Source organism: Bradyrhizobium sp. ARR65, from assembly GCF_000472385.1.
GTDB lineage: Bacteria > Pseudomonadota > Alphaproteobacteria > Rhizobiales > Xanthobacteraceae > Bradyrhizobium.
In genome coordinates this window covers 45,779-66,967 of record NZ_AWZU01000043.1, presented here as the reverse complement: position 1 = coordinate 66,967, position 21,189 = coordinate 45,779, and the positions used below count along the sequence as shown (strand labels likewise).

24 protein-coding genes and 7 pseudogenes are annotated in these 21,189 nt (G+C 63.4%); 13 read left to right on the top strand and 18 right to left on the bottom strand.

Translation table 11 applies throughout. The features are described 5' to 3' along the window. Positions 1-290: IS66 family insertion sequence element accessory protein TnpB (gene tnpB / locus F758_RS48365; RefSeq protein ID WP_198026619.1), on the top strand; the 290-nt coding region annotated here is incomplete at its 5' end. A 59-nt stretch (positions 291-349) separates the two neighbouring features. On the opposite strand, the gene F758_RS0133145 is transcribed toward tnpB, so the two are convergent. Further along, positions 350-1,345 carry a Vgb family protein gene (locus F758_RS0133145; RefSeq protein ID WP_210200102.1) on the bottom strand — a complete coding sequence of 332 codons (996 nt, stop codon included), beginning with the start codon at positions 1,343-1,345 and terminating at the stop codon, positions 350-352. Between the two features lie 155 nt (positions 1,346-1,500). Here F758_RS0133145 and F758_RS45115 point away from each other — a divergent pair, with 155 nt between their 5' ends. Next, positions 1,501-1,704, top strand: coding sequence for a hypothetical protein (locus F758_RS45115; RefSeq protein ID WP_198026618.1), 204 nt, complete (start codon positions 1,501-1,503; stop codon positions 1,702-1,704). A gap of 468 nt (positions 1,705-2,172) precedes the next feature. Here the strand turns inward: F758_RS45115 and F758_RS0133135 are convergent, their stop codons facing one another. Further along, complete coding sequence (locus tag F758_RS0133135; RefSeq protein WP_024511910.1) at positions 2,173-2,559, bottom strand: response regulator; 387 nt, start codon at positions 2,557-2,559, stop codon at positions 2,173-2,175. Between the two features lie 377 nt (positions 2,560-2,936). Continuing rightward, entirely contained in the window at positions 2,937-3,224 is a 288-nt protein-coding gene (locus tag F758_RS0133125) for a hypothetical protein (RefSeq protein ID WP_024511908.1), read from the bottom strand. A gap of 455 nt (positions 3,225-3,679) precedes the next feature. Here F758_RS0133125 and F758_RS45110 point away from each other — a divergent pair. Further along, positions 3,680-4,069: pseudogene (locus F758_RS45110) on the top strand (MBL fold metallo-hydrolase); the annotation flags it as partial. A gap of 69 nt (positions 4,070-4,138) precedes the next feature. Then, complete coding sequence (locus F758_RS0133110; protein WP_024511905.1) at positions 4,139-4,327, top strand: hypothetical protein; 189 nt, start codon at positions 4,139-4,141, stop codon at positions 4,325-4,327. 18 nt (positions 4,328-4,345) lie between these two features. Here the strand turns inward: F758_RS0133110 and F758_RS46755 are convergent, their stop codons facing one another. Next, on the bottom strand, positions 4,346-4,996 hold the full coding sequence (locus F758_RS46755) for a TetR/AcrR family transcriptional regulator (protein ID WP_063614976.1): 651 nt from the start codon (positions 4,994-4,996) through the stop codon (positions 4,346-4,348). Positions 4,997-5,117: 121 nt separating this feature from the next. On the opposite strand from F758_RS46755, the gene F758_RS46750 reads away from it, so the two are divergent. Beyond that, positions 5,118-6,041, top strand: a complete 924-nt coding sequence (locus F758_RS46750) for an NmrA family NAD(P)-binding protein (protein ID WP_198026617.1) — start codon at positions 5,118-5,120, stop codon at positions 6,039-6,041. Between the two features lie 17 nt (positions 6,042-6,058). On the opposite strand, the pseudogene F758_RS45095 reads toward F758_RS46750, so the two are convergent. The 7 genes and pseudogenes from F758_RS45095 to F758_RS45090 all read right to left on the bottom strand — a co-directional run bounded on the left by F758_RS45095 (position 6,059) and on the right by F758_RS45090 (position 12,054). After that, positions 6,059-6,519: pseudogene (locus tag F758_RS45095) on the bottom strand (cupin domain-containing protein). 131 nt (positions 6,520-6,650) lie between these two features. Next, positions 6,651-7,403: a 2-amino-5-chloromuconate deaminase CnbZ gene (gene cnbZ, locus F758_RS0133090; protein WP_024511902.1), complete on the bottom strand. Its 753-nt coding sequence runs from the start codon at positions 7,401-7,403 to the stop codon at positions 6,651-6,653. A 37-nt stretch (positions 7,404-7,440) separates the two neighbouring features. Next, the gene (locus F758_RS0133085; RefSeq protein ID WP_024511901.1) at positions 7,441-8,172 is read right to left on the bottom strand and encodes an ABC transporter ATP-binding protein; all 732 of its coding nucleotides are present in this window, start codon (positions 8,170-8,172) and stop codon (positions 7,441-7,443) included. Further along, positions 8,169-8,915, bottom strand: coding sequence for an ABC transporter ATP-binding protein (locus F758_RS0133080; protein WP_024511900.1), 747 nt, complete (start codon positions 8,913-8,915; stop codon positions 8,169-8,171). The genes F758_RS0133085 and F758_RS0133080 overlap by 4 nt, the downstream gene beginning before the upstream one ends. Beyond that, positions 8,908-9,843 (bottom strand): branched-chain amino acid ABC transporter permease, encoded by a 936-nt coding sequence (locus tag F758_RS0133075; protein WP_024511899.1) that lies wholly within the window; start codon positions 9,841-9,843, stop codon positions 8,908-8,910. The genes F758_RS0133080 and F758_RS0133075 overlap by 8 nt, the downstream gene beginning before the upstream one ends. Next, positions 9,840-10,706 carry a branched-chain amino acid ABC transporter permease gene (locus tag F758_RS0133070; RefSeq protein ID WP_024511898.1) on the bottom strand — a complete coding sequence of 289 codons (867 nt, stop codon included), beginning with the start codon at positions 10,704-10,706 and terminating at the stop codon, positions 9,840-9,842. Before F758_RS0133070 ends, F758_RS0133075 begins: the two co-directional genes overlap by 4 nt. A gap of 97 nt (positions 10,707-10,803) precedes the next feature. After that, positions 10,804-12,054, bottom strand: a complete 1,251-nt coding sequence (locus tag F758_RS45090; protein WP_245286662.1) for an amino acid ABC transporter substrate-binding protein — start codon at positions 12,052-12,054, stop codon at positions 10,804-10,806. 158 nt (positions 12,055-12,212) lie between these two features. Here F758_RS45090 and F758_RS0133060 point away from each other — a divergent pair, with 158 nt between their 5' ends. Further along, on the top strand, positions 12,213-13,115 hold the full coding sequence (locus F758_RS0133060; protein WP_024511897.1) for a LysR family transcriptional regulator: 903 nt from the start codon (positions 12,213-12,215) through the stop codon (positions 13,113-13,115). Positions 13,116-13,138: 23 nt separating this feature from the next. Beyond that, positions 13,139-13,396: a hypothetical protein gene (locus F758_RS0133055; protein WP_157450254.1), complete on the top strand. Its 258-nt coding sequence runs from the start codon at positions 13,139-13,141 to the stop codon at positions 13,394-13,396. On the opposite strand, the gene F758_RS48360 is transcribed toward F758_RS0133055, so the two are convergent. Beyond that, entirely contained in the window at positions 13,359-13,586 is a 228-nt protein-coding gene (locus F758_RS48360; protein WP_084305818.1) for an IS4/Tn5 family transposase DNA-binding protein, read from the bottom strand. The genes F758_RS0133055 and F758_RS48360 overlap by 38 nt on opposite strands. Positions 13,587-13,813: 227 nt before the next feature. On the opposite strand from F758_RS48360, the pseudogene F758_RS52205 reads away from it, so the two are divergent. The 3 genes and pseudogenes from F758_RS52205 to F758_RS50025 all read left to right on the top strand — a co-directional run bounded on the left by F758_RS52205 (position 13,814) and on the right by F758_RS50025 (position 15,518). Further along, positions 13,814-14,326 (top strand): annotated as a pseudogene (locus F758_RS52205) (transposase). Positions 14,327-14,408: 82 nt separating this feature from the next. Further along, entirely contained in the window at positions 14,409-14,573 is a 165-nt protein-coding gene (locus tag F758_RS50030; protein ID WP_157450253.1) for a hypothetical protein, read from the top strand. Positions 14,574-14,885: 312 nt separating this feature from the next. Beyond that, entirely contained in the window at positions 14,886-15,518 is a 633-nt protein-coding gene (locus F758_RS50025; RefSeq protein WP_024511894.1) for a DUF6662 family protein, read from the top strand. A gap of 33 nt (positions 15,519-15,551) precedes the next feature. Here F758_RS50025 and F758_RS53475 read toward each other — a convergent pair. The 3 genes and pseudogenes from F758_RS53475 to F758_RS52855 form a co-directional block, all read right to left on the bottom strand. After that, positions 15,552-15,884, bottom strand: a pseudogene (locus F758_RS53475) (transposase); the annotation flags it as partial. Beyond that, on the bottom strand, positions 15,836-16,255 hold the full coding sequence (locus tag F758_RS45080) for a transposase (protein ID WP_024511893.1): 420 nt from the start codon (positions 16,253-16,255) through the stop codon (positions 15,836-15,838). The gene F758_RS45080 and the pseudogene F758_RS53475, both read right to left, overlap by 49 nt. A gap of 10 nt (positions 16,256-16,265) precedes the next feature. Beyond that, complete coding sequence (locus F758_RS52855) at positions 16,266-16,400, bottom strand: hypothetical protein (protein WP_283805888.1); 135 nt, start codon at positions 16,398-16,400, stop codon at positions 16,266-16,268. A gap of 480 nt (positions 16,401-16,880) precedes the next feature. Here F758_RS52855 and F758_RS0133010 point away from each other — a divergent pair, with 480 nt between their 5' ends. Next, positions 16,881-17,129 carry a hypothetical protein gene (locus F758_RS0133010; protein WP_024511892.1) on the top strand — a complete coding sequence of 83 codons (249 nt, stop codon included), beginning with the start codon at positions 16,881-16,883 and terminating at the stop codon, positions 17,127-17,129. A gap of 6 nt (positions 17,130-17,135) precedes the next feature. On the opposite strand, the gene F758_RS0133005 is transcribed toward F758_RS0133010, so the two are convergent. Continuing rightward, positions 17,136-17,333, bottom strand: a complete 198-nt coding sequence (locus F758_RS0133005; protein ID WP_024511891.1) for a hypothetical protein — start codon at positions 17,331-17,333, stop codon at positions 17,136-17,138. A gap of 39 nt (positions 17,334-17,372) precedes the next feature. Here F758_RS0133005 and F758_RS47175 point away from each other — a divergent pair. Next, positions 17,373-18,010 (top strand): annotated as a pseudogene (locus tag F758_RS47175) (LLM class oxidoreductase); the annotation flags it as partial. 37 nt (positions 18,011-18,047) lie between these two features. After that, positions 18,048-18,670, top strand: a pseudogene (locus F758_RS0132990) (MetQ/NlpA family ABC transporter substrate-binding protein). Positions 18,671-18,674: 4 nt separating this feature from the next. On the opposite strand, the pseudogene F758_RS45075 reads toward F758_RS0132990, so the two are convergent. Next, positions 18,675-19,868 (bottom strand): annotated as a pseudogene (locus tag F758_RS45075) (amidase). A gap of 78 nt (positions 19,869-19,946) precedes the next feature. Beyond that, positions 19,947-21,179, bottom strand: coding sequence for an amidohydrolase family protein (locus F758_RS0132980; protein WP_024511887.1), 1,233 nt, complete (start codon positions 21,177-21,179; stop codon positions 19,947-19,949). Positions 21,180-21,189: the final 10 nt, after the last annotated feature.

The following is a 21,189-nucleotide window of genomic DNA, read 5'->3' as shown; positions in this document are numbered from 1 at the left end:
TGCCGGCCGGCGTGCGGGTGTGGCTGGCGACCGGCTACACCGACATGCGGAAGGGTTTTCCGTCCTTGGCTTTGCAGGTGCAGGAGATCTTGCAGCGTGATCCGCTGAGCGGTCATCTGTTCTGCTTTCGTGGTCGTCGCGGCGATCTTTTGAAGGTGATCTGGCATGACGGCCAGGGCGCCTGCCTGTTTACGAAGCGACGGTGCGTGCGACCCGTCAGTCGTCGTAGGATTCATACGAGAACCAGTGCCACCAAAGACGTCTCGTTAAGATCAACTCGACCAAACTAAGCGCGATGATAATGCGTTTGGGAGAAGTCGATCAGGAAATCACAATTGGTCGCTGACAATCAGGGAAGTACCAAGCGTCCGACCCTGCTCCGATAGTACTCGGTGAACCACAGCGCTCCGTCCGGACCAGTCGTGATGCTGTGAGGTCCACTCCCGTCCGAGGGGACCGCGAACTCAGTGATTGAACCGGTGGTCGTGATTCGGCCGATCTTGTTGCCAATGGTGCAGTGCGGACCTGGCTGGCGAACGCAACTGGCTTGGGTGAACCACATGGCGCCGTCTGGCCCTGTCGTGATGCCCCACGGCTGGGCATCGGGATTTGGAAGAGCGAATTCGGTTATCTTGCCATCGGTGGTAATTCGCTCGATTTTGCCACCGACCGGCTCGGTGAACCACAGCGCGCCGTCCGGCCCAGTCGTAATACCTCCGGGGCTGCTATTCTCCGAGGGAATCGGAAATTCGGTAAGCGCGCCCGTGGTCGTAATCCGCCCGATCTTGCCACGAACACCTGTGAACCACAGCGCGCCATCTGGGCCAGTCGTGATCTCTCCACCCTTGGCTGTAGGGGCCGCGAATTCCGTGACCATGCCGGTAGTCGTGATCCGTCCGATTTTGCCTGCAACTCCTTCGGTGAACCACAACGCGCTATCTGGCCCGCTCGTGATGCCAAGCGGCCCTGGTGGTCCAGGGACCGTGAATTCGCTCAGTTGCAAGTTTTCAGCCGTGGCGGTCGTCGGAATGCGCCCGATCTTGTTTGACGTGAACTCGGTGAACCACAACGCGCCGTCGGGCCCCACTGTTATGGAATGCAAGATGCCGCCGCCCTTGATCGGGAATTCGGTGAGGCCCTCGCGAGTTGTGATCCGCCCGATCTTGCCCCCGGCCTCGGTGAACCACAGCGCCCCGTCTGACCCAGTCGCAATTGCGGACGGGCGACTGGCGGGGGTGGGGAGAGTGAATTCAGTGAATGTCTGGGCAGCAGCAGGCATAATTCCCACGGCCGCCCCCAATCGCAGCGCCGTTGCCAGCAACAATGACGCGGTAGCAATTCTCATGGCCTTCTCCATGAGGGTGGCCTCACGCCGAAGCACTATAGTTGGTTAATCGTTCATGATGACCGTGTCCTTGGTGCAAACAAGGTCCGCTTCTGGACGCGGTCGCCTTGGCGGCCCGGTCGCAATCAGCTCCTCGCGCGGCGATCGAGGCGCTGATGCGGGTCGCCGAACATGGCGGCGACACCATGCTGCCGGGCATCGGCATCATGCGGGCGCTGTATCCGGGCGATGACATGCCGGGGCCGCGCAAGAGGCGGGGCGAAGAAGTATGGGATCATCCGATAAGTGTTTGCGCCCCGGAAGAACTGGCCGCGCCCGGCTTACAGTACCTTCTCGGATCAGTTCTGATGATGGCGTGAGCCACCGGGTGTAGCGCAATCCCGGGCGGCCAACCACTTCCAATCGCCCCGCCCCAAGTCAGGAGCAATGGCCGACATTGGCCGCACGGTATCCCGAGAAGCGGCAGGATCAGCCCGCGCGGATTACGGGGTGTTCCGACGAGTTCCCCGGAACGTCTCGGCGTCTGCGCCGTTCACGGCGTAGTCGGCGCTGCATTCGCCGACGAGGAGCAGACCCCAGCGCCAGCGCGACATGATCCCTGCGGCGTTGTGGCTGCTCCTTCTTACCCGAGCGATAGTGAGTGATCTCCTTAACCTCCCGAAAGGGAGGTTCTTTTTTCGGCGGCTTCGATTGGCGGGTCGAGGTCACTGTTGGCCCAAAGGTCCGAGCTACCGCAGAACGGAGACCGCCGCAGCGGCTGGCCAGAAAAGGGGGCGCTGAGCGTTACGTCAGCTTTCTCTGTTGGCTTCCGGGCCATTCAAATCCGGTCATGCGGGTGGCAAACCAGAGGTGTTGAGGAGCTGCGACACAGCTGTTACCAGTTGAGCGGGGGCGAACGGCTTCTGCAGCAGAACGCTGTTGGGAACGCCTTGGGACGGCCATTGGTCGCCTGCGCCAGCGGTCATGTAGACGATCGGAAGCGTGGGGTCCATTTCCCTCGCCCTCCGAGTTGCGATCCAGCCCGTCATGCGGCCTCGGAGGTTGATGTCCGCCACGAGGCCCTGACACTTCTGGCCATCCTGAAGCAAGGTAACCGCCTCTTCGGCTGAAGCGACCAGAACGCATTGAAAGCCGCCTTCCGTCAGCGCGTCTTCCACCACGCCCTGAATATCAGGGTCATCCTCCACGACGAGGATGGTTGGGAGCTCTTCCAATTTAGTGTCCCGGTCAGGCAGTCGGTGCTTAACGTAAGGGCATGATCCTAGGCTCCCGTAGAAACGTTCAAAAGTGAACTTTCCTGAGTGTCGCTCGTGGCTGGTGCCCGGACCAACAGCGGCCCCGCGTCAGCCGCGCGCTGCGCAGATAAAGCGCGGCTCGATGTCGGAGTGCCGGATGTCGTCGGGCCACGATCCGCGTCGAGCCGGGTTCAGCGGGAGCAGCGATGCGTCGCTGCAATAGGGAGATGGGATAGCGGCAACTGCTTCGGCGGGGTTGACCTTCGGGGGCGCGGTGAGGGGCCGCTCGGCGATTAGCCCGATGCGGCGTTGTGCGTGAATAATCATTGTCGGAATTGCCGCCCCGTCCGAACCGATCAACGCTTGACTGAGCTTTTCCGCTTTGGCCGATCCTTAGCTGTGACCTTCCGTTTCGCCTTGGCCCGCATCCGGCCAAAGGCCTGCTCGAAGGTCTCGGTCCGCTTTTCCGGCAATCGGCCCACCAGATCGGGCATGAACCTCTCGACGAGGTCCCGAGTCGCGTCGTCGATCCATTCGATGTCGTCGAAAGCGGTGATCTGATCTCTGATCGTCCGGAAGTCGTCCTCGGTCATCGGCGTGCCATCAGGACGGAGCGGTGTTCGCTTTGGCTTGATGCGCTTCATGGCCGTTAACCGCGCGTTTCCAGACATCGTTCCAGTCTACTGCGTCTGTGACGCTTCTTGCTGCAACCTGCGTCGCCCTGTCCGCCGACATGATTGGCCGCGCGAGCATCGTCGATGGCGACGCCTTGGGGATCCCACCTCAGGCAAAGCTAAACGGCGCGAGGACCTGATAGCCGGACTACCGGCTGACTATTGCCGCTGGTCCGATTGTCGGCCGCTCTAGCCGCCGTGTTACGAAAATTTCTTGGGCGCATCCGCAAAATCCGCGACACGAACGAGAGCACTGATGCCTTATCCTCCCCGCCTTCTTTTTGGTGGTTGCATGTAAACCGGACAACGTGTCGTACAGCCGCACTTGCCGTCCCGCTTCCACATAAGACGATGTGGGGACGGGCCGTCGAGATGATCAAGCGCAACCGTAGACCCATTGCCCATCTATTCGGCTCGGAGACGGCGATCGTTCCGGCGCCGACACGATCAAGGACGGCAACTCGATCTACATTTTCGAGGTCGCCGGGCTCTGCATCGGCCATCTCGGGCATCTGCATGTCAAGCTCGACGACAGCCATTTCGCGGCGATCGGCCAGCTGGATGCCGGCTGGATATCGTGATGGTGCCGATCGACGGCACCTACACCATGTCGCTCGACGGCATTTCCGAGATCACGCGCCGGCTGCGCGCCTCCGTCGTGCTGCCGATGCACCGCTTCGCCACGCCGCTGGAAGAATTCATGCAGCGGATCGGCAAGGAGTTCGAGATTGACGTGCGCAAGCGAGCGCACCTTGCGGATTTCGCGCGAGACCCTGCCATCGATGCCGACTGTAATCATTCTGGATGGCATATAGCGAACAGCAATTTTCTCCAAGCGCACCCCGCAGGATTTGTGATGGTCTCCGCGAAACAGGAGATCTGATATGGAACTCACGAAACTCGATTTTCCCGCCGCGCTGCATGCGCAGGGACCCGATCCCGAGCGGGCCGAGGCGCTCGCACTCTACGGACGCTCGAACAGCTTTCACTGGCTCGGCGAAGCCAAGCCCGCAGGCACCTCCGATTGGCGTCTCATGGTCGAGGTGCGCGCGCAGCGCCGCTTGCGCGGATAAGCGAGGACTGCACCCGCATTAGGCGGACTGGTCGGGTGCCGGATAGAGACGAAGCAGCGCGGCACTGGCCGCTTCGGCGCGACGGTGGGCTTCGCGCTCGCTCGGCCGGTCGAGGACGCCAAGCAGCAAGCTCACCATCTGGTTGCGCCATAACAGGCCGGCAAATTGATCGGCCATCTCGGCCGGCTGCCCGTCGGCAAGCCCGGCTGCGCAGGCCCGGGCCATGATCTCGCGCACGGCGGAGCGGCTCGCCTCGATGCCTGCGGTGTTCAACGTTTCGGCCATTTCGGGCGCGCGAAAGGCCTCCGCAATGGCAAGACGGAAGACCGTGATCACGGCGGGATCGCTGATCTCGCGCATCAGCCTCGCACCAAGCGTTGCCAGGATACGGCCGAAGCTTTCGCGATCATCAGGCGCAGGCGTCTCGCCCGGCAGCTGAAAGCGTTTGGCCCGCTCGCGGATGCAGGCGGTGAGAATGTCATGCTTGCTGCCGAACAGCGCATAGAGATCTCGTTTCGAGACCTTCGCGCGAGTCGCGATTTCGAGCGTGGAGGTCTCGGCAAAGCCGGCTTCCATGAACGCGGAAAACGCCGCTTCGAGGATACGCCGGCGCAGCGCGGCTTCGCCGGTTGGTTCGGCGGTGGTTTTGGTCGCGGTCTTTTTCGCCATGATCGCTTCCTTGTGAAGACGGCCGTCGCGGCCGTCCTTGACTCTGGTACCTGACGGTACCATTAATTGTCGGCTTGGGTACTGTATCGTACCAAATCGGAACCGAATGCAAGAGAAAGGTATGGCTATGGCAAGACCCGTTCTCGTGACGTCTGCTTCGGGCGGCCGGCAAGGCAAGACCGGCCGGCATGTCGCCGAATTGCTGCTCGGCCGCGGCGTTCCCGTGCGCGCCTTCGTGCACACGATCGACGAGCGATCGGACCGCCTGCGCGCGCTCGGCGCCGAAATCTTCGAAGGCGATTTCCTTGACGCCAGATCGGTGATGCGCGCCGCGCAAGGCGCGAGCGCAATCTATTTCGCCTATCCGGTACAGGACGGACTGCTCGATGCGACCGCCGCCATGGCACTCGCGGCGAGGGAGGCGGGCGTGTCGCGGCTGGTGAATCTGGTGATGCTGCAATCCTCGCTGGATGCGCCGACCCCGCGCATGCGCCAAAATTACCTTTCCGAGCAGGTGTTCGATTGGGCGGGCATCGGCGCGGTGCATATCCGCGCCACCGTGTTCTACGAGAATGTCGCGGCGCTGGTGCGGCAAAGCCTCCCCGCGCAGGGCGCGGTACGCCTGCCATGGGGCCGCGATACCACGGTGCTGCCGCTGGTCGCGGGCGAGGACGTCGGCCGCGTCGCCGCCGGGCTTCTCACCGCTTCACAACCCGCACCCGGCTCGCACTATCCGCTGATCGGCGCCACGCTTTCGCTGCAGGAGATCGTTGCGACCTTTGGTCGCGTGCTCGGCAAGGAGGTGCGCTACGAGGAGATCTCGGATGAAGAGTGGCGCCGCGACGCGCTGGCGCGCGGCTACAACGCGCATGCGGTCGAGCATCTGTCGAATCTGTGGCGGGCCCTGCGCGGCGCCGGTATCGCTCCGAACGATCCGCGCTATGCAATAAGCGAGACCATCGAAGCGATCGGCGGCGCCAGGCCGAAGACGTTCGAGGCTTTCGTGCGCGAACGAGAAGCAGAACTCACGCCGCGGGCGGCGTGAGCTCTGCGCGATCTCAGCTAGCCCGCGCCCATCAGGCTCGCGGACTGCCGGGCGCCGGTCGGCAGGAAGATACGCTTGAGCTTGCCGAAGGCGCGTACGGCCAGTCCGAGCACAGCGGCTGCATCTTGCGGCAGAAGGCAAGCTTCTTGACATGGCCTTCGACATGCCACTTGGCATGCGCGCCATCCCTGAAGAAGATGACGTCGCCGGGACCATAGCGCGTCGGGCTCATGGTATCGCTCTCGAGCACGATCGAGCCTTCCAGGATCAGGATCGTCTCGTCGAAATCATAATACCAGTTGAACCTGCCCTCGGTGCAGTGCCAGACGATCGTCGTGGCCAGTCCGTCGGCGCTCCGTGACAGGTCGCAGCCGCTCGCCTCCGGCTTGCCCTCGATGATCCAGGATGGCTCGATCGGCCGTGGCGTCAATTCCACGTCGGTCTTGCCAATTTCGATCAGCCTCTGCGCGAGATCAATCCCCCCAGCATGGACAAGGCGGGCGCCTCGAAAAGAGCGACCGCCGTTTCACCCAACCTAGCCGGGTATTTTTAAGCATTCCTTACGAAAGCCTTTACAATCAGAGACAAGCGTAAGGTATCTTGCCCGTATCAGGCCGCGACTTTTTCGCTGTGAACGCAGCGGCAATCCATCTCGTAATCCAGTCCCTCGACCGGTGGCCGGTTGAAATGCCAGGTGAGCCCGTTGCGCAGCACGCCACGCCGGCCGAGTTCGCTTTCCAGGCACGAATAGACGTCCTGCACCGTGTAGAGCTGCACGGCGGTGGTCTGGCTCCAGTCGCCGCCGAACGCGCTCATGCGCCGCTCCATCTCGTCGAGCACCCATTTGGCCTTTTCCAGCATGCCGGCCGGGCTGACGTCGCCGGGACGCACGATGTAGTCGCGGTAATTGGTCTTGCCCTCGACCGACTCGCCCGAGCCGGCGATCACGAAGGACGCCGGCGCTCCGACCGCGGGCATAGTGTAGGAGAAGGCGTGAAAGCTCGGCTCCGCCGGCGGATCGATCTTCGGGCACACATTGCTGCGCGCGACCGGGTTGACGCCGTCCTTCATCACATCCCATTCGATCAGGGTCTGGATATAGATCAGGTTGAACGCCTTGAATCCTTCTTCGGTGAACGGCGCCGGCGAGCGCAGTTCGCAGGCCGCGAACGCCGTGAGCGGCCGGCCGGCGTTCTTGAGGATACCCGCGATCCGCGCAAATCCCGCCCTTAGCGGCACCGGGCGCGCGAAGCGGACGCGCTCGATCGCAAAGCCGGGAAGAGCGGCGACGCCGCAGGAATATTGGCTGACGCCGGGCATGAAACGGTAGCCGGAATTGGGCGCTTCAACGGTTTCGATCATGGTGCCTCTTTGAGTGAATGAAAACATCCGGCGCAGATCATTCCTGCAGCACGCCGAGATAGGCATCGCGGATGACGGGATCCGCCAGCAGCTCTTCGCCTGCACCCGAGCGCACGACGCGCCCCATATCCATGACGAAGGCCCGATGGCAGAGATCGAGCGCAATGGTCACGTCCTGCTCGATCAGCAGGATCGACATGCCGCCGGCGTTCAGGCTTTTCAATGCCGCAACGAGCTGCTCGACCAGCAGCGGCGACAGCCCGAGCGACAATTCGTCGATCATCAGAAGGCGCGGCGCGCTCATCAGGCCTCGGCCGATCGCGCACATCTGCTGCTCGCCGCCGGACAGGGTCGCGGCCGCCTGGCTGCGGCGCTCGCGCAGTTTCGGGAACGTCGCATAGACGCGATCGAGATCGCGCCTGAGCTCGGCGCTGCGCGCCTTGCGCGCATAGGCGCCCATCAACAAATTGTCTTCGACGCTCATCGCGCCGAACAGGCGCCGCCCCTCCGGCACATGGACGATGCCATGCGCCAGGATTTCGGCGGCGCTGTCATCCGTGAGGTCGCGGCCTTCGGAAATATAATGGCCGCCCTGGATCGGGATCAGGCCAGACAGCGCCCGCATCAGCGTGGTCTTGCCGGCCCCGTTGGAGCCGACCAGCGCCGTGATCTCGCCACGATGCGCGGCAAGGTCGATGCCCCACAACACCTGGATCTCGCCATAGCCTGCGCGCAGGCCCTTCAGCTCGAGGATCAGCGAGTCCGTCATCGCGCGGCACTCCGCTGCGCATATTGCTGGCCGAGATAGGCTTCAACGACGGCAGGATTGTTGATCACCTCGCGCGGCGTGCCGTCGGCGATGAGCCGGCCGTTATGCAGCACGACGATGCGCGAGCAGACATTGAGCACGACCTTCATCAGATGCTCGATCATGACGATGGTGATGCCGCTTGCCGCGAGCTCATGAATGAGCTTTGTGGCGCGCTCGACCTCGGCGCTGTTGAGGCCCGCATTGACCTCGTCGAGGAACAGCAGCTTCGGCTTCATGGCCAGCGCCTTGGCCAGTTCGAGACGCTTGCGCATGGCGAGCGTCAGGTTCGCGGCCGGCTGCGCCGCCTGCGCCTCCAGCCCGACAAAGGAGAGATGCGCCCGCGCCTCCTCGCGCGCTGTTTTGACGTTTTCGTGCCCTTGCGAGAACAGCGCCGCCGCGGCGACATTGTCGAGCGCGGTGAACTCCGCAAACGGCTGCACGATCTGGAACGTGCGCGACAGGCCGAGCCGCGCCGCCTGGTAGGTCTTGATGCGCGTAATATCTTGACCGGCAAAGGTGATAGTGCCGGCGCTTGCGGGCGTGACGCCGCAGACGGTGTTGACCAGGGTGGTCTTGCCGGCGCCGTTCGGTCCGATCAGGCCGAGCACCTCGCCCTTGTTGACGGCGAGCGTAACCTCGCGCAGCGCCTGCAGGCCGCTGAAATGCCTGGAGACCCGATCGAGGCGAAGGATCTCAGACATGCTTCGCCTTTCCGAACAGCCGCGCCAAGCGCAACGACACCAGCCCGTGCGGCAGGAACAACAGCAGCATGACGATGAGCAGGCCCAGCACGCCGGTGTGGATCTGGATGTAGTTGCGCCAGACCACTTCCTCGAGGCCGAGATAGACCAGGGCGCCGCAGAGCGCGCCGAGCGGCGAGCCGAGCCCGCCGATCAGCGTCATCACAATCGGCTTGACCGAGTAGAGGATGTCGAAGACGTCGGAGGGATCGATGTAATGGACCCAGGCCGCATAGATGCCACCGGCGGAGGCGACGAAACAGGCGGAGAGCGCGAAGGCGAGGCTCTTGTACAGCGTGGTGTTGAGGCCGACCATGCTGGCGGCGGTCTCGTTCTGCCGGATGCAGGCGAGGCCAAAGCCGAGCTTCGAGCCCGCAACCCACATCACCGTCAGCGCGGTTGCCAGCATCAGGATCCACATCGCGTAGAAGAAGAACAGCGCATCGGCCATGATTCCCGAACCCGCGGCGAGCGGAATGTTCAGCCCCATGCCGCCGCCGGTGAGGTCGGTCGCGTTGTTGACGAGTTCGCGCAACACCTCGACCAGCGACAGGCTGGCGATCGCGAAATAATGGCCGCGCAGCCGCAACAGCGCGGCGCCGAGCGCGCCGGCGGCGATGAGCGCTGCAACGCCGGAGACGATGACGGCGAGCCACAGCGGCAGGCCGGCGCCGAGCAGCACGCCGCTCGCATAAGCGCCGAAGCCGAAGAAGGCCGCGGTCGCGAATGACGGGTAGCCCGCGAAGCCGCCGACCACGTTCCAGGACAGCGCGAAGATCGCATACATGCAGGCCATGGTGCCGAGCCGCAGCGCATAGGCGCCGCCGAACAGCGGCAAGGTCGCGATCAGGCCGATCAGGACGATCAGCGCGAGATTGGCCCTGCTCATTCAAACCCCTTTCGGCCGACCAGCCCTTGCGGCCGCGCGATCAGGAAGACGATCAGCAGCACGAAGGAGAGCGTGGTCGCGAGCGAGGGACCGACGAAGGTGGCGCCAATGCCTTCGACCAATGCCAGCAACACGCCGCCGGCGAGCGCGCCCGAGACGCTGCCGAGCCCGCCGAGCACACAGACCACAAAGGCCTTGCCGAGATAGGCCGACGAGGTCAGCGGTGAGATCGGGAAGATCAGCGCCATCAAGACGCCGGCGCAGCCCGCGAGCGCCGCCCCTAAGCCGAAGGCAATGGCATAGACCTGCTTGACGTCGACGCCCATCAGCACCGCGGCATCGCGATCGAGCCGCACCGCGACGATGGCGCGGCCGATTCGGGAGCGCCGCAGCAGCAGGTAGAGCAGCCCGGTCAGCGCCAGCGCGGACACCGTGGCGATCAGGCGATCGACCGGCACGACCACGTGGAACAGCGAAACCGAACCCAGGGGTGGGCTCAGGATCAGCTTCCGGTAATCCGCGGTGAAGAAGTAGATCATCGCGTTGTTGAGGATCAGGTCGAGCCCGAAGGTCAATGTCAGCGTCACCAGGACCGGCGCGGTAATCACGCGATTGAGAAGCAGCCGCTGTAGGAGATAACCGAACACAAAGAACAGCGGCGCGGCGATCACAACGGCGTACCAGGGCGACAGAAGCAGCGCGTGATAAAGGCCGAACGCGAGATAGGCGCCGAGCACGATGAAGGAGCCGTGGATCAAATTGATGACGTTGAGCACGCCCCAGACCAGCGAAAAGCCGATCGCGATGCAGGCATAGAGGCAACCGAGCACCAGCGCGTTGATCAGGATCTGGACGGCTTGCATGGGGGTTACCTGGATGCACTCATTGAACGTCGGCTATCGCATTCCGTCATTCCGCGCTGGTGCATCAGCACCAGAGCGGAATCTCGAAATTCGGGATTCACGTTCGCGCGCCCCGGAATAACCGCTTCACTAATTCACCCCCACCTTCAGCTCGCCCTGCTTGATGGCATCGGGGAACATGCACGATGGGCTTGCCGCCCTGGATCTGGAAGACCGGCGGATCGAGCGAGTTGATCTGGCCGGTGGGGCCGAATCTGACCGGGCCGAAGAAGGTGACGACGTCGAGCTTTGCGAGCTCGTCCCGCACCTTGTCGCGGTCGAGCGTGCCGGCCTTCTCGATTGCCATCTGGAACAGCGCACCGCACAGCGCGGCCGAAGCCTGGCCGTAATCTGGCTCGCTGCCGTATTTGGCCTTGAACAGCTTCACGAAATTCGCCGTCGAGCCGAAAATGTCCTCGCCCTCATAATGCTCGGCCGGATGCCACCAGGAGGCGCTGGTGATGTTCTCCGCGCTCTGGCCGCCGCCGTCGATGAACTCCTGATAGGCGGGACCTGCGATCATCGTCACCACCGGCGCCTTGATCTCCTGGTCCACCATCTGCTTGCGGGCCAGCAGCAGGTCGTTGATGTAGCCGGTGATGAAGATCCACTGCGGCGACAGCGACTTGATTGCCGACAGCGCCGCTGAATGGTCGATCGTGCCGATGGCGTATTTCTCGAAATAGACCACCTCGAGGCCGGCTGCCTTCGCCGACTTCTCCATCTCCTGCGCGATCGCCAGGGGAAACAGGTCATTGCGGGCGAGGATCGCGACCTTCTTCACCTCCGGGACCTTGACCTGGATGATCTTCGTCAGCGGCATGGTCAGCGTGTCGTTCGGGGTGAAGGTGCCGAACAGATATTTGTAGCCCTGATCATAGACCTGCACCGACGATGCGGTGGCCGCTAGCGTCGGCACCTTGTATTTCTCCGACACCGTGCTCGCGGCCTTCGCCGCGCCGGAGCCGAAGGCGCCGAAGAGAAAATTGACATTGTCCTGGGTGATCATCTGCTCGGTCGCCTGCACGGCGCGCGGCGTGCTCGACTGATAGTCGACATAGACGATCTCGACCTTGTACTTCTTACCGCCGACCGAGATGCCGCCGGCCTTGTTGGCCTCCTCGGCCCAGAGATTATAGCCCTGCTGCTGCTTGACCGCCTCCGGCGCGAGCGGACCGGTGATCGGCAGCGGCGCACCGAATCGGATGACGTCCTCGGCGGCAGCCCGTGACAGCGGGGCCGCGGCGGCTAGACTCATCGCCAAGACAGGCAGAAGACGGGTGCAACGGGCGAAGAAGGTTCTGTTCATTATCGACAAGATTTCCCCCGGAATAGCGGCAACACGGCAAATGATGGCAAATCAATCATTCGAATAAAAGCATTGAAATTAGAGTGCTGAGGTCGAAAAATTCGAATACTAGCCAGTCGCTGCCGCGACCTTGAGCAGACGCACCGTCGGGCGCAGAGATGATCGAATCCAACGCCATCCGCTATTTCCGCACCGTCACCGAACGCGGGTCGATCAAGAAGGCGGCCGCCTCCTTGCGGATCGCGCCGAGCGCGATCAGCCGGCAGATGCAGGCGATCGAGGAGGAACTCTCGGTCAAGCTGTTCGAGCGCGGCGCGCGTGGCATGGTGCTGACGGGCGCCGGCCACCTGCTCTATCGCTATGCGGTCGACAACCGTCATCAGCTCGACACCATCCGCGTCAAAGTGCAGGAATTCGACGCGCTGCGCCGCGGCCAGGTCAAGATCGCAACCGTCGAAGGCATGCTGGCGAATTTCCTGTCCAATTTCGTCATCGATCTCGCCTCCGATTATCCGGGCATCTCGGTCTCCATCACGATGCTGGGTTCGCGCGACGTGGCGGAGATGGTGGGGCGCAATGGGGTCGATTTCGGTCTCGTGTTCGGCCGCGCGCCGCGGCGCGACCTGATCGAGCTGGCGCGGATGCGGCAATCGCTGTGCCTGATCGTCTCGCCGCGCCATCCCTTCGCCTCGCGCGACCATTGCTCGGTCAAGGATCTCGCCGGCCTGCGCGTGGTGGTGCCCGACCCTTCCTTCGGCATCCGCCAGGAGATCGACCGCGCCTGCGCGCAAGGCAAGATCAAGCTCGAGATCTGCAACGAGACCAATTCGCTGGCGTTCGCGCAGACGCTCGCCGCGCGCACCGATCTTGCCACCTTTTTGCCGCGCGACACCGCCATGCCCGGCATCGAGGCGGGACTTCTGGTCGCCATCCCGCTGCGCGACAAGCGGCTGGAGGCAACGCAAGTGACGCTGGTGCAATTGGCGATGCGCAACAGCTCGCCGTCCTGCCGGCTGGTCGCCGATCTGCTGGTCGGGCGGATGAAGGCGGTCAGGGAATGAGCGGAGTCCGGCGAGTAGGACGAATGCTTAGATTGTTGGCCGATGATTTGACCGGCGCGCTCGATTCTGCCGCGGAATTCACCGGGCTGTTCGGCCCGATCGAGGTCGTCTGGCCGGAGGCCTCCGTGCCGAACGGCCGCGGTAGCCTGTCGATCGACAGCGGCACGCGCGAATGGGACGACGCGCAGGCCTTTGCCAAGGTGGCGAGACTTGCGCCGCTTCTGCAGGACGCGGACATCGCGTTCAAGATAAGTGGCCGGCCAGAATGTCGGCCTCACTGACCCGGTCGTTGGAGAAAAAACGATAGGCAGCCTTGGTGTTGGCCCAGTCCTGGCACACCAGCGGAATGCTTTCGTCCATGGCGCTCCCGATCTGCGCCACTAGTTTGTGGAGCCGCTTGTTCAGGCGCTCGTCGGCAAGGCTACAGCCTGCGAGCTCGCGATCAAACCATGCGCCTGCTTCTCCGTCCATTGGCACCGCCCCCTGCGAATCGGTGCCAGATAAGGAATCACGGTCGATTCCTGCGATGCAACGGTTAATGCGTCCCTCAGCCTACTCGCTGCAGCGCCCGGGCGAAGCCGATCTGTTGCCCGTGCCGTACTATCACGTGGTGTTCACGCTGCCTGCGGCCATCGCCGACATCGCCTACCAGAACAAGTCTGTCCTCTACGATCTGTTGTTCAAGTTCGGCCGAGACCATGCTGACGATCGCCGCCGATCCCAAGCATCTGGGGGCCCGTTTCGGCATCACCGCCGTGCTGCACACCTGGGGCTCGGCCATGACCCATCACCCGCACGTGCACATGATCGTGCCGGGCGGCGGCATCTCGCCCGACGAACAAGCGTCGGGTGTCATGCCGGCCGGGTTCTTCCTGTCGGTGCGCGTGCTCTCGCGCCTGTTCCGGCGGCTGTTCCTCGAGACGCTCTCGGCTGCCTACGCGGCCGGTCGTCTCAGCTTCTTCGGCGACCACGCCCATCTCGCCGAGGCGCCATACTTCGCAGCCTTCCTAGCGCCGGTGTAAGACCGAGTGGGTCGTCTATGCAAAGCGGCCGTTCGGCGGCCCTGAGGCAGTGCTGGCCTACTGTCGCGCTACACCCACCGCGTCGCCATCGCCAACAGCCGATTGATCGCCTGCAACGAGCAGGGCGGCACACCAGCGCTGCGGTCGATCAGGACAAGCCACCCTGTCCATGCTGCGGCGGCCGCATGATCATCATCGAGGTCTTCGCGCGCGGTGCGACCCCATGGCACCGTCCGACAGGTCCGACGAGCGTCATCAGGATCGAGACCTCATGACCGCATCGCAAGCCTGCAAATCCGTCCGTCGCACCCGCTGGCTCTCGACCGGCCACGGCAGAGCGCGCCCAGCTATCCAGATATCGTCGCAAATCGTCGGACAACTTATGGAGTTCGACGCCATCCGCCGTGCATTCGTCAACCGCTTCACCGTCGTATAACTCGTTGCAGCGGCTCGATCCAAATCAGCCCTGCGGCTCTCAAATCCCCATAGCGCCTGCCGCACCGCCTCCCGTTCCCTTAACCGCGGTTTCCTCCCTTAGAGGCTTTCGGACGCCGGCCGCCGAATGCGTGGCGCCGCTCGCCCCATAGCATCTCACACTACACTTTCGGACCCATGCCCCGCAGCAACGGCCGCCGGCCCTTCCCATCAACGACTAGAATAACTCTAGTTTAGAACGAGTCTTTTTGCGGGTCCGGCGGTGAGCAATTACGAAGCCGTTAGAGTCCCCATCATTGGCGGAGGAGCATCGATGCGAGCGCGAATTGCCTCTGGGTGGCGTCCCGCCGCCGTCTTCGGTGCATTCGCATTACTCTGCCTCGGCGGCGCTGCGCGCGCCGAGGACGCCGAGTCCTGGAAGGAAATCGAGACCAAATACATTTTCGGCTTCACCACCGGCTCCGGCATCGGCATCGAGGGCGAGAAGGAGTTTACCGTCGATAGCATCGGCCGGTTTGGCAAACGTGATGGCCACTATGCCGCGACCGAGACCAAATACGAGTACGAGTTCACGCCCTCCCAGTTCGTCAAGATCGAGTTTGGCGCGCTCGGCTTGACACACAACATCGGTGGCGTAACCGATCTCGATAACCGCAACGCCGCGGCGTTTGCCGGCGGTTTCGCTGAGTTTCGCTATCTCGCGCTCGAGCGCACGTCGAACAATCCGTTTTCCGTCACGCTCGCTTTCGAGCCGAATGTGCGGCTGATCGACGAGACCAGCGGCGAGCATGTGCACAATTACAAGTTCGAAACGACCGTCAACGCCGACGTCGAGCTCCTGCGCAACCGCCTCTATGCGGGGTTCGATTTGCTGTACGAGCCGGAGGTCACCTTGACAGCGACGGGTGATACCATCCGCGAAGCGACCCTTGACTTGGGCGTATGAGCGGCACCACGCCCGGCTCTTGACGGCGGCTTCGAAGTTGCGTGCCAGCTTGTCGTATCTGGTAGCGATACGGCGCCAATCCTTGAGCGTGCAGAACATGCGCTCGATCAGGTTCCGCAGCTTATAAGCCTCGGTGTCGAACGGATGCGTTCGCTTTCGCGTTGGATTGTTCGGGATGACCGGGATGGTCCCACGTTGGCGTAGGAAGAGCCGAAAGCCGTCGCTGTCGTAGGCGGCATCGGTGACGCATAAGCGCGCGGCTGGCAGGCCGGAAAGAAGAGGCAGAACGAGGCTAAGATCGCCGCGTTGTCCGGGCGTTATCTCGACGGCGAGCGGCCGGCACAGGCTGTCGACAACGGCGTGGATTTTGGTCGTGCGCCCGCCGCGCGAGCGCCCGATCGCCTGTTCCTGCGCCCCCCTTTCCCGCCCGAAGCCGAGCGATGAGCCTTTGCCGTGGTGCTGTCGATCATGTGAACGTCATTGGGGCTTGCCGTGACCAAGGCGCGAAACAGCTTCTGCCAGATGCCGCGCGCGGACCATCGATGAAAGCGGTTATAGATGGTCGTCGGCGGGCCGTAGCAGGACGGGCAATCCTGCCAGCGGCAGCCGGCCCTCAGCACATCTATGATCCAGCTGATGACGCGGCGATCAGTCGCGTTCGCGAGACGGTGGCCTTCGGCGAGATATTTCTCCGCGCTGATGATGCGGAAAACTCCAGCCACGGATCTTGCAGACATGCCGAGCCAGTCAGAGTTTGAACGCGTAATAGCGATCGCGCTTGGCTTCATTTTCCTTCTTCTTGATCTCGACGATCTCGATAGTGTTGTCGGCGAGGATGCGCTCGACGTCCGGGAAGTAGATGAGGACGGCGCCGTCGCTCATTTGGAATTCCATCCGCATGGGTTGCGTCATGAACGTGCGGACGTCCCAGCCGACCTCGCAGACCCACAGGAAGTGGCGCTCGGGGATGCCCGCCCAAGGCAGCGGAATGCCGGCCTTGAGCGAAGGGAAGTCGCCGGTCGGAATTCTTCAGCACCGCCTGGATGACGGTCCTGACGGGGCCGCCGCCTTTGGCGCGCACGATCCGGACGAACTCGAGCTTCGGCCTCTTCTTGCTCACCGACGAAGTTTGTATTCCATGAGCAAGAGGTCGCCGACGTCACCTTTCGTGCGATGATCGAAACCGGGCGCGTCGTTCTGCATATGGAGAGTTCTAGCGGACGCGAGTCCAGTGTGGACCTGATTGGGCAGACATTCGCTCTGCCTTGTCTCTACTATTCCGAAGCAGGGTGGCAGCGCCGCAGAAACCATTCAGGCCCGCCGGGCTGGGCCGTTTGCCACGATACAGCGCGTGAGCCCCGGATGTTTATCGGACACCTTCACGGCGATGACGTGCGGCTTCTGGCGCACGAGTTCGGACGGCACCGCGGAGATTTCCTAGGCCATCAGGTTGCGTTCAAGGATTCGGTCGCTGGCCAGACTCTGAAGCAGATAATGCTCCACGATCCGATCCGCGCGGCGCTCTTCCGGGAGGCCGACGCATCGCTGGACAATTGGGCCGAGCAGGTCGTTTCCGAGGAGCCGGCGCGACCCTGCCGACTGGCGATATGAGGTTATTTACTGCACGATCGCCTGACGAGGCAGCGTGAGTACGGTCAGGATCTCCTCGTCCGGCAACAGGAACGACTGCTCCTCCACCTTGTGCCGATCGCATCCCCTGAAGTCGAACCAGGCGTCTGCCGGGTTCTTACGAGGAAACCTCTGCTCGGCAGCGCCCCGGAGCAGCATGTCGGCCGCGAAGGTTTGATCGTCCAATTGCCGGACAGGTCGCCACCACGGTGCAATCATCGGCGCACGGCGCACCAGACGCTGACCAGCGCCCACGAATTTTATGCCGACATCAAGCGGCAAGCCGGCGCCTTCGGTCGCAGCCCCGATGAGATCAGGATCCTACCCGGCATCAGCCCGTTCATCGGCAGCACGCAAGCCGAGGCCGATCGGCTGCAGGAGGAATTCAACGATCTCATCCAGCCGGAATATTCACTGACCCAGCTCCGGCAGATGATCGGTCTCGATCTTAGCGGCTTCGACCTGACGGCCCTTTTCCGCGGCATCTCATCGACACCAGCGGCGGACGTGGTGTAGCCAGCCGGTTCAAGCTCGTCGTCGACATCGTCGACCGGGAGAAGCCCACGATCCGTCAACTGGTGCAGCGCCTGGCAGGTGCGCGCGGTCATTGGGTCATTGCTGGAACTCCTGAGAAGATCGCCGACAACATCCAGACCTGGTTCGAGAACGGCGCGGCCGACGGTTTTAACGTGATGCCGCCATGGTTGCCGGGCGGCTTCGACATCTTCGCCGAGCAAGTCGTTCCGATCCTGCGCAAGCGTGGCCTGTTCCGAGACGACTACACCGGTAAGACGCTGCGCGAGCATTACGGGCTGAAGCGGCCCGCCAGCGTCTTCGCTCATCCGGCTCAGGCGATTGCATAAGCGCCATCGGCGCCCCACGACAATGACAGAGAAAATGATGAAGAAATTCTGGCTGCTGCTATCCTGCCTTATCCTTACCATTTCCGTCGCTGGCAGCGCCTTGGCCCAGCAACCCACCAAGGCTGAACTCAAAGTCGGTTTGGTTTCGGGCCCTTATATCAACGAGTTCAAGGCCGGCGTCGAACCGGAGCTCAAGAAGAAGGGCTCTGCCATCCGGTATTTCGAATTCTCGACCGGACTGGAAGCCACCAACGCCGTGTTCAAGGGCGACATCGACGCAAGCGTCATGCAGCACACGATATTCCTCGATTCCTACAACGAACGGCAGAAGACTGATCTGACCGGTATCGTCCACGTGCCAATCCCGCCCATGGGACTCTATTCGAAGAAACATGCGCTGGGGACGCCCATCAAGCCCGGCGCGACGCTTGCCGTGCCGAACGACCCCGTCAACCTGCAACGCGCGCTGTGGATCCTGCGCGATCTCGGGCTGGTCGAAATCCGTGACAGCAAGCCAGTCGACGTAACCGAACTCGACGTCATCAAGAGCAACCGTCTGCGGCCGGGCGACTCGATCCTGCCGGCGCGCTGCACGGCCCCGAAAAGCTCATCAATTTGCCGATGACCTATCTGTCGATCATCATCTATCCGCGGGTCTGATCCGTCATCCGCGCGCAGGCGTCGCGTCCGCGATCTTGCGCGCGAGCGCGAGCAGCATCTCGTCTCGGCCGCGCGGAGCGATCACGGACAGGCCCAGCGGGCAGCCGTTCAGCGCGGCTAACGGCACCGAGATCTGGGGCAATCCGGCGTGACCGGCGGCACAGAGCAGTTCGAGTGCGCGGGCACGGAAGGCCTCGAGCTCGGCGAACGGCGTGTTCAGCAATGGCGCAATGCCTGGCGCGGTGGGCAGCACGAGAAGATTGCTGGCCCCGAGAATCTCGTCCATGCGGCGACGCACGGCACCACGCAGATCGCGGGCGGCCGAGACCTCGGCGCGGTCCAGCTCGGCCGCAGCCGCGAAGCGTTCCTTCACGCCGGGGCCGAAGCTCGGATTGGTTGTCCGGATCCAGTCGCCATGCGCGGCCCACGCCTCGTCGGACTGGATCAGGCGGAACGCATTGCGCCAGGACGGCAGCGCGGCCCCGACGACCTCGATCTCGTCGAGCGGACCGTAGATGCCGGCGACCTTCGCGACCGCCGATTCCAACGCCTCGGTCACCTCCGCACCGGCCGCCCCGAACAGATCGCGGGCCAGCAGGACCTTGCCCGGCGCGCTGTCGTCCGCCTGCGTACCGAACAGAACGAGTCCCACCTGCTCGAACAGCACCGGATTCCGCGCGAACCAGCCGACCGTGTCGTAGGACGGAGCGAGCGGCACGGCTCCGCTGAGCGGAATGCGACCATGCGTGGTGCGAAGGCCGATGACGCCGCAATAGCTCGCCGGAAGCCGCACCGAGCCGCCGGTATCCGAGCCGATGGCGAAGTCGACGAGTCCGCCCGCCGCGGCGGCCGCGGAGCCCGACGACGAGCCGCCCGGGATGCGGCCCGGCGAGGCCGGATTGGTGGGCGTGCCGTAATGATGGTTCTCGCCGTTCAGGCTTCAGGCGAGCTCGTCGGTGTGGGTCTTGCCGACGAGACGCGCACCCGCCGCGAGCAGCCTGTCCAAGACCGGCGTGCTCTCGCGCGGAACGGGATGCGAGGCCAACCAGTCCGGGCTGCCGGCCGCCGTGGGAACGTCGGCAACGTCGAAGAAATCCTTGATCGCGAAGGTGGTTCCGCTCAAGGGCCCGTCACCGGTTGGGGCGCGCTCGAAATGACCGTGAGATACGAAGGCGTTGAGCGTGTCGTTCGCCGGCATCGCGACTTCTCCTGATATCGACAAGCGACAGATCGCCACCATCCCGGCATCGGGCTGGTGGCGAACCGCCCGCTGTTCTCAAGCTGGCCCGTGAAGCATCGGCGCGGGTCGCGTCACCGTGCGACGGCCGGCCTTCACCGCGAACATGGGCTGTGCCAGCTCCGCGACGGCCTGAGCCCTGCTTTCGCAATCCAGTACGACGAGGTCCGCGCTGTTGCCAACAGCAATTCCGTAGTCCCTGAGATTCATCAGCTTGGCCGATGACGCGCTCACCATGTCGAGACAGGCGGCCATGCCCGACGGCGAGCCCACCTGCGCGATGTTGGCGTAGAGATTGGCGATGCGGATGGTCGAGCAGTCGCCGAACGGCGTGAACGGATTGAGCACGTTGTTGGTGGAGAGCGACGTGGTCACGCCGGCGTGCATCAGTTTGTGCGCCGGCGTCACGCCGCGGGGCACGTTGTGATCGACGTCGCGGCCGATCAGGAACAGGTCGGTGGACGGCAACACCGTGAGCGCCACGCCTGCGCCGGCCAGGCGCGCGCCGAGCTCCATCAGGCGGCTTTCCGGAACGGCGGACAGTTTGGTGACGTGCCCGATCGCCACGCGCCCTTCCCATCCCGTCGCGTCCGCCTGCCGGCAGACCTCCAGGAGATCGAGGTGCGAGGCGTCGAGGCCGAAGTCGAGATGGAAGTCGATGTCGACGTCGAAGCGTTGCGCGAGCGCGAAGATTCGCGCGATCTGGCCGTGGCTGTCCTTGTCCATATAGGGCGCGCCACCCACCACGTCGGCTCCCTTCTCGAGGGCCGCCACCATGACTTCCTCACATCCCGGATCGTCGAGTAGGCCTTCCTGCGGAAACACGCACAATCTGAGATCGATCGCCCAGGCGTATTTTCGCTTCACGTCGAGCAGCGCTTCCAGCGAGGTGAGACCGATGCGCGGATCCACCTCGACATGCGTACGCATGCGTTGCGTGCCCTGCAGGATCGCCTTCTCGATGGTACGCGAGGCACGTGCATGGACGTCCTCGACGGTAAAACCCTTTTTCGCCACGGCCACCGCCGCAATGGCTTCGTCGAGCGTTCCTTTCTCGCATTTGCAGCGGCCGAGCAGGCACGACTTGTCGAGATGGATATGGGTCTCGCACAGGCCCGACAGCGCGAGGCGGCCACCAAGATCCTCGGACGGGCCATCCGCGTCCAGCTTCACCTCGATCGCAGCAAAGCGGCCCTTGCTGATGCCGATATCCACAAGCTCCGTCTCGCGCCCTGCGATGCGGGCGTTGCGGAAGATCTGATCGAAACTCATTGCCTTCTCC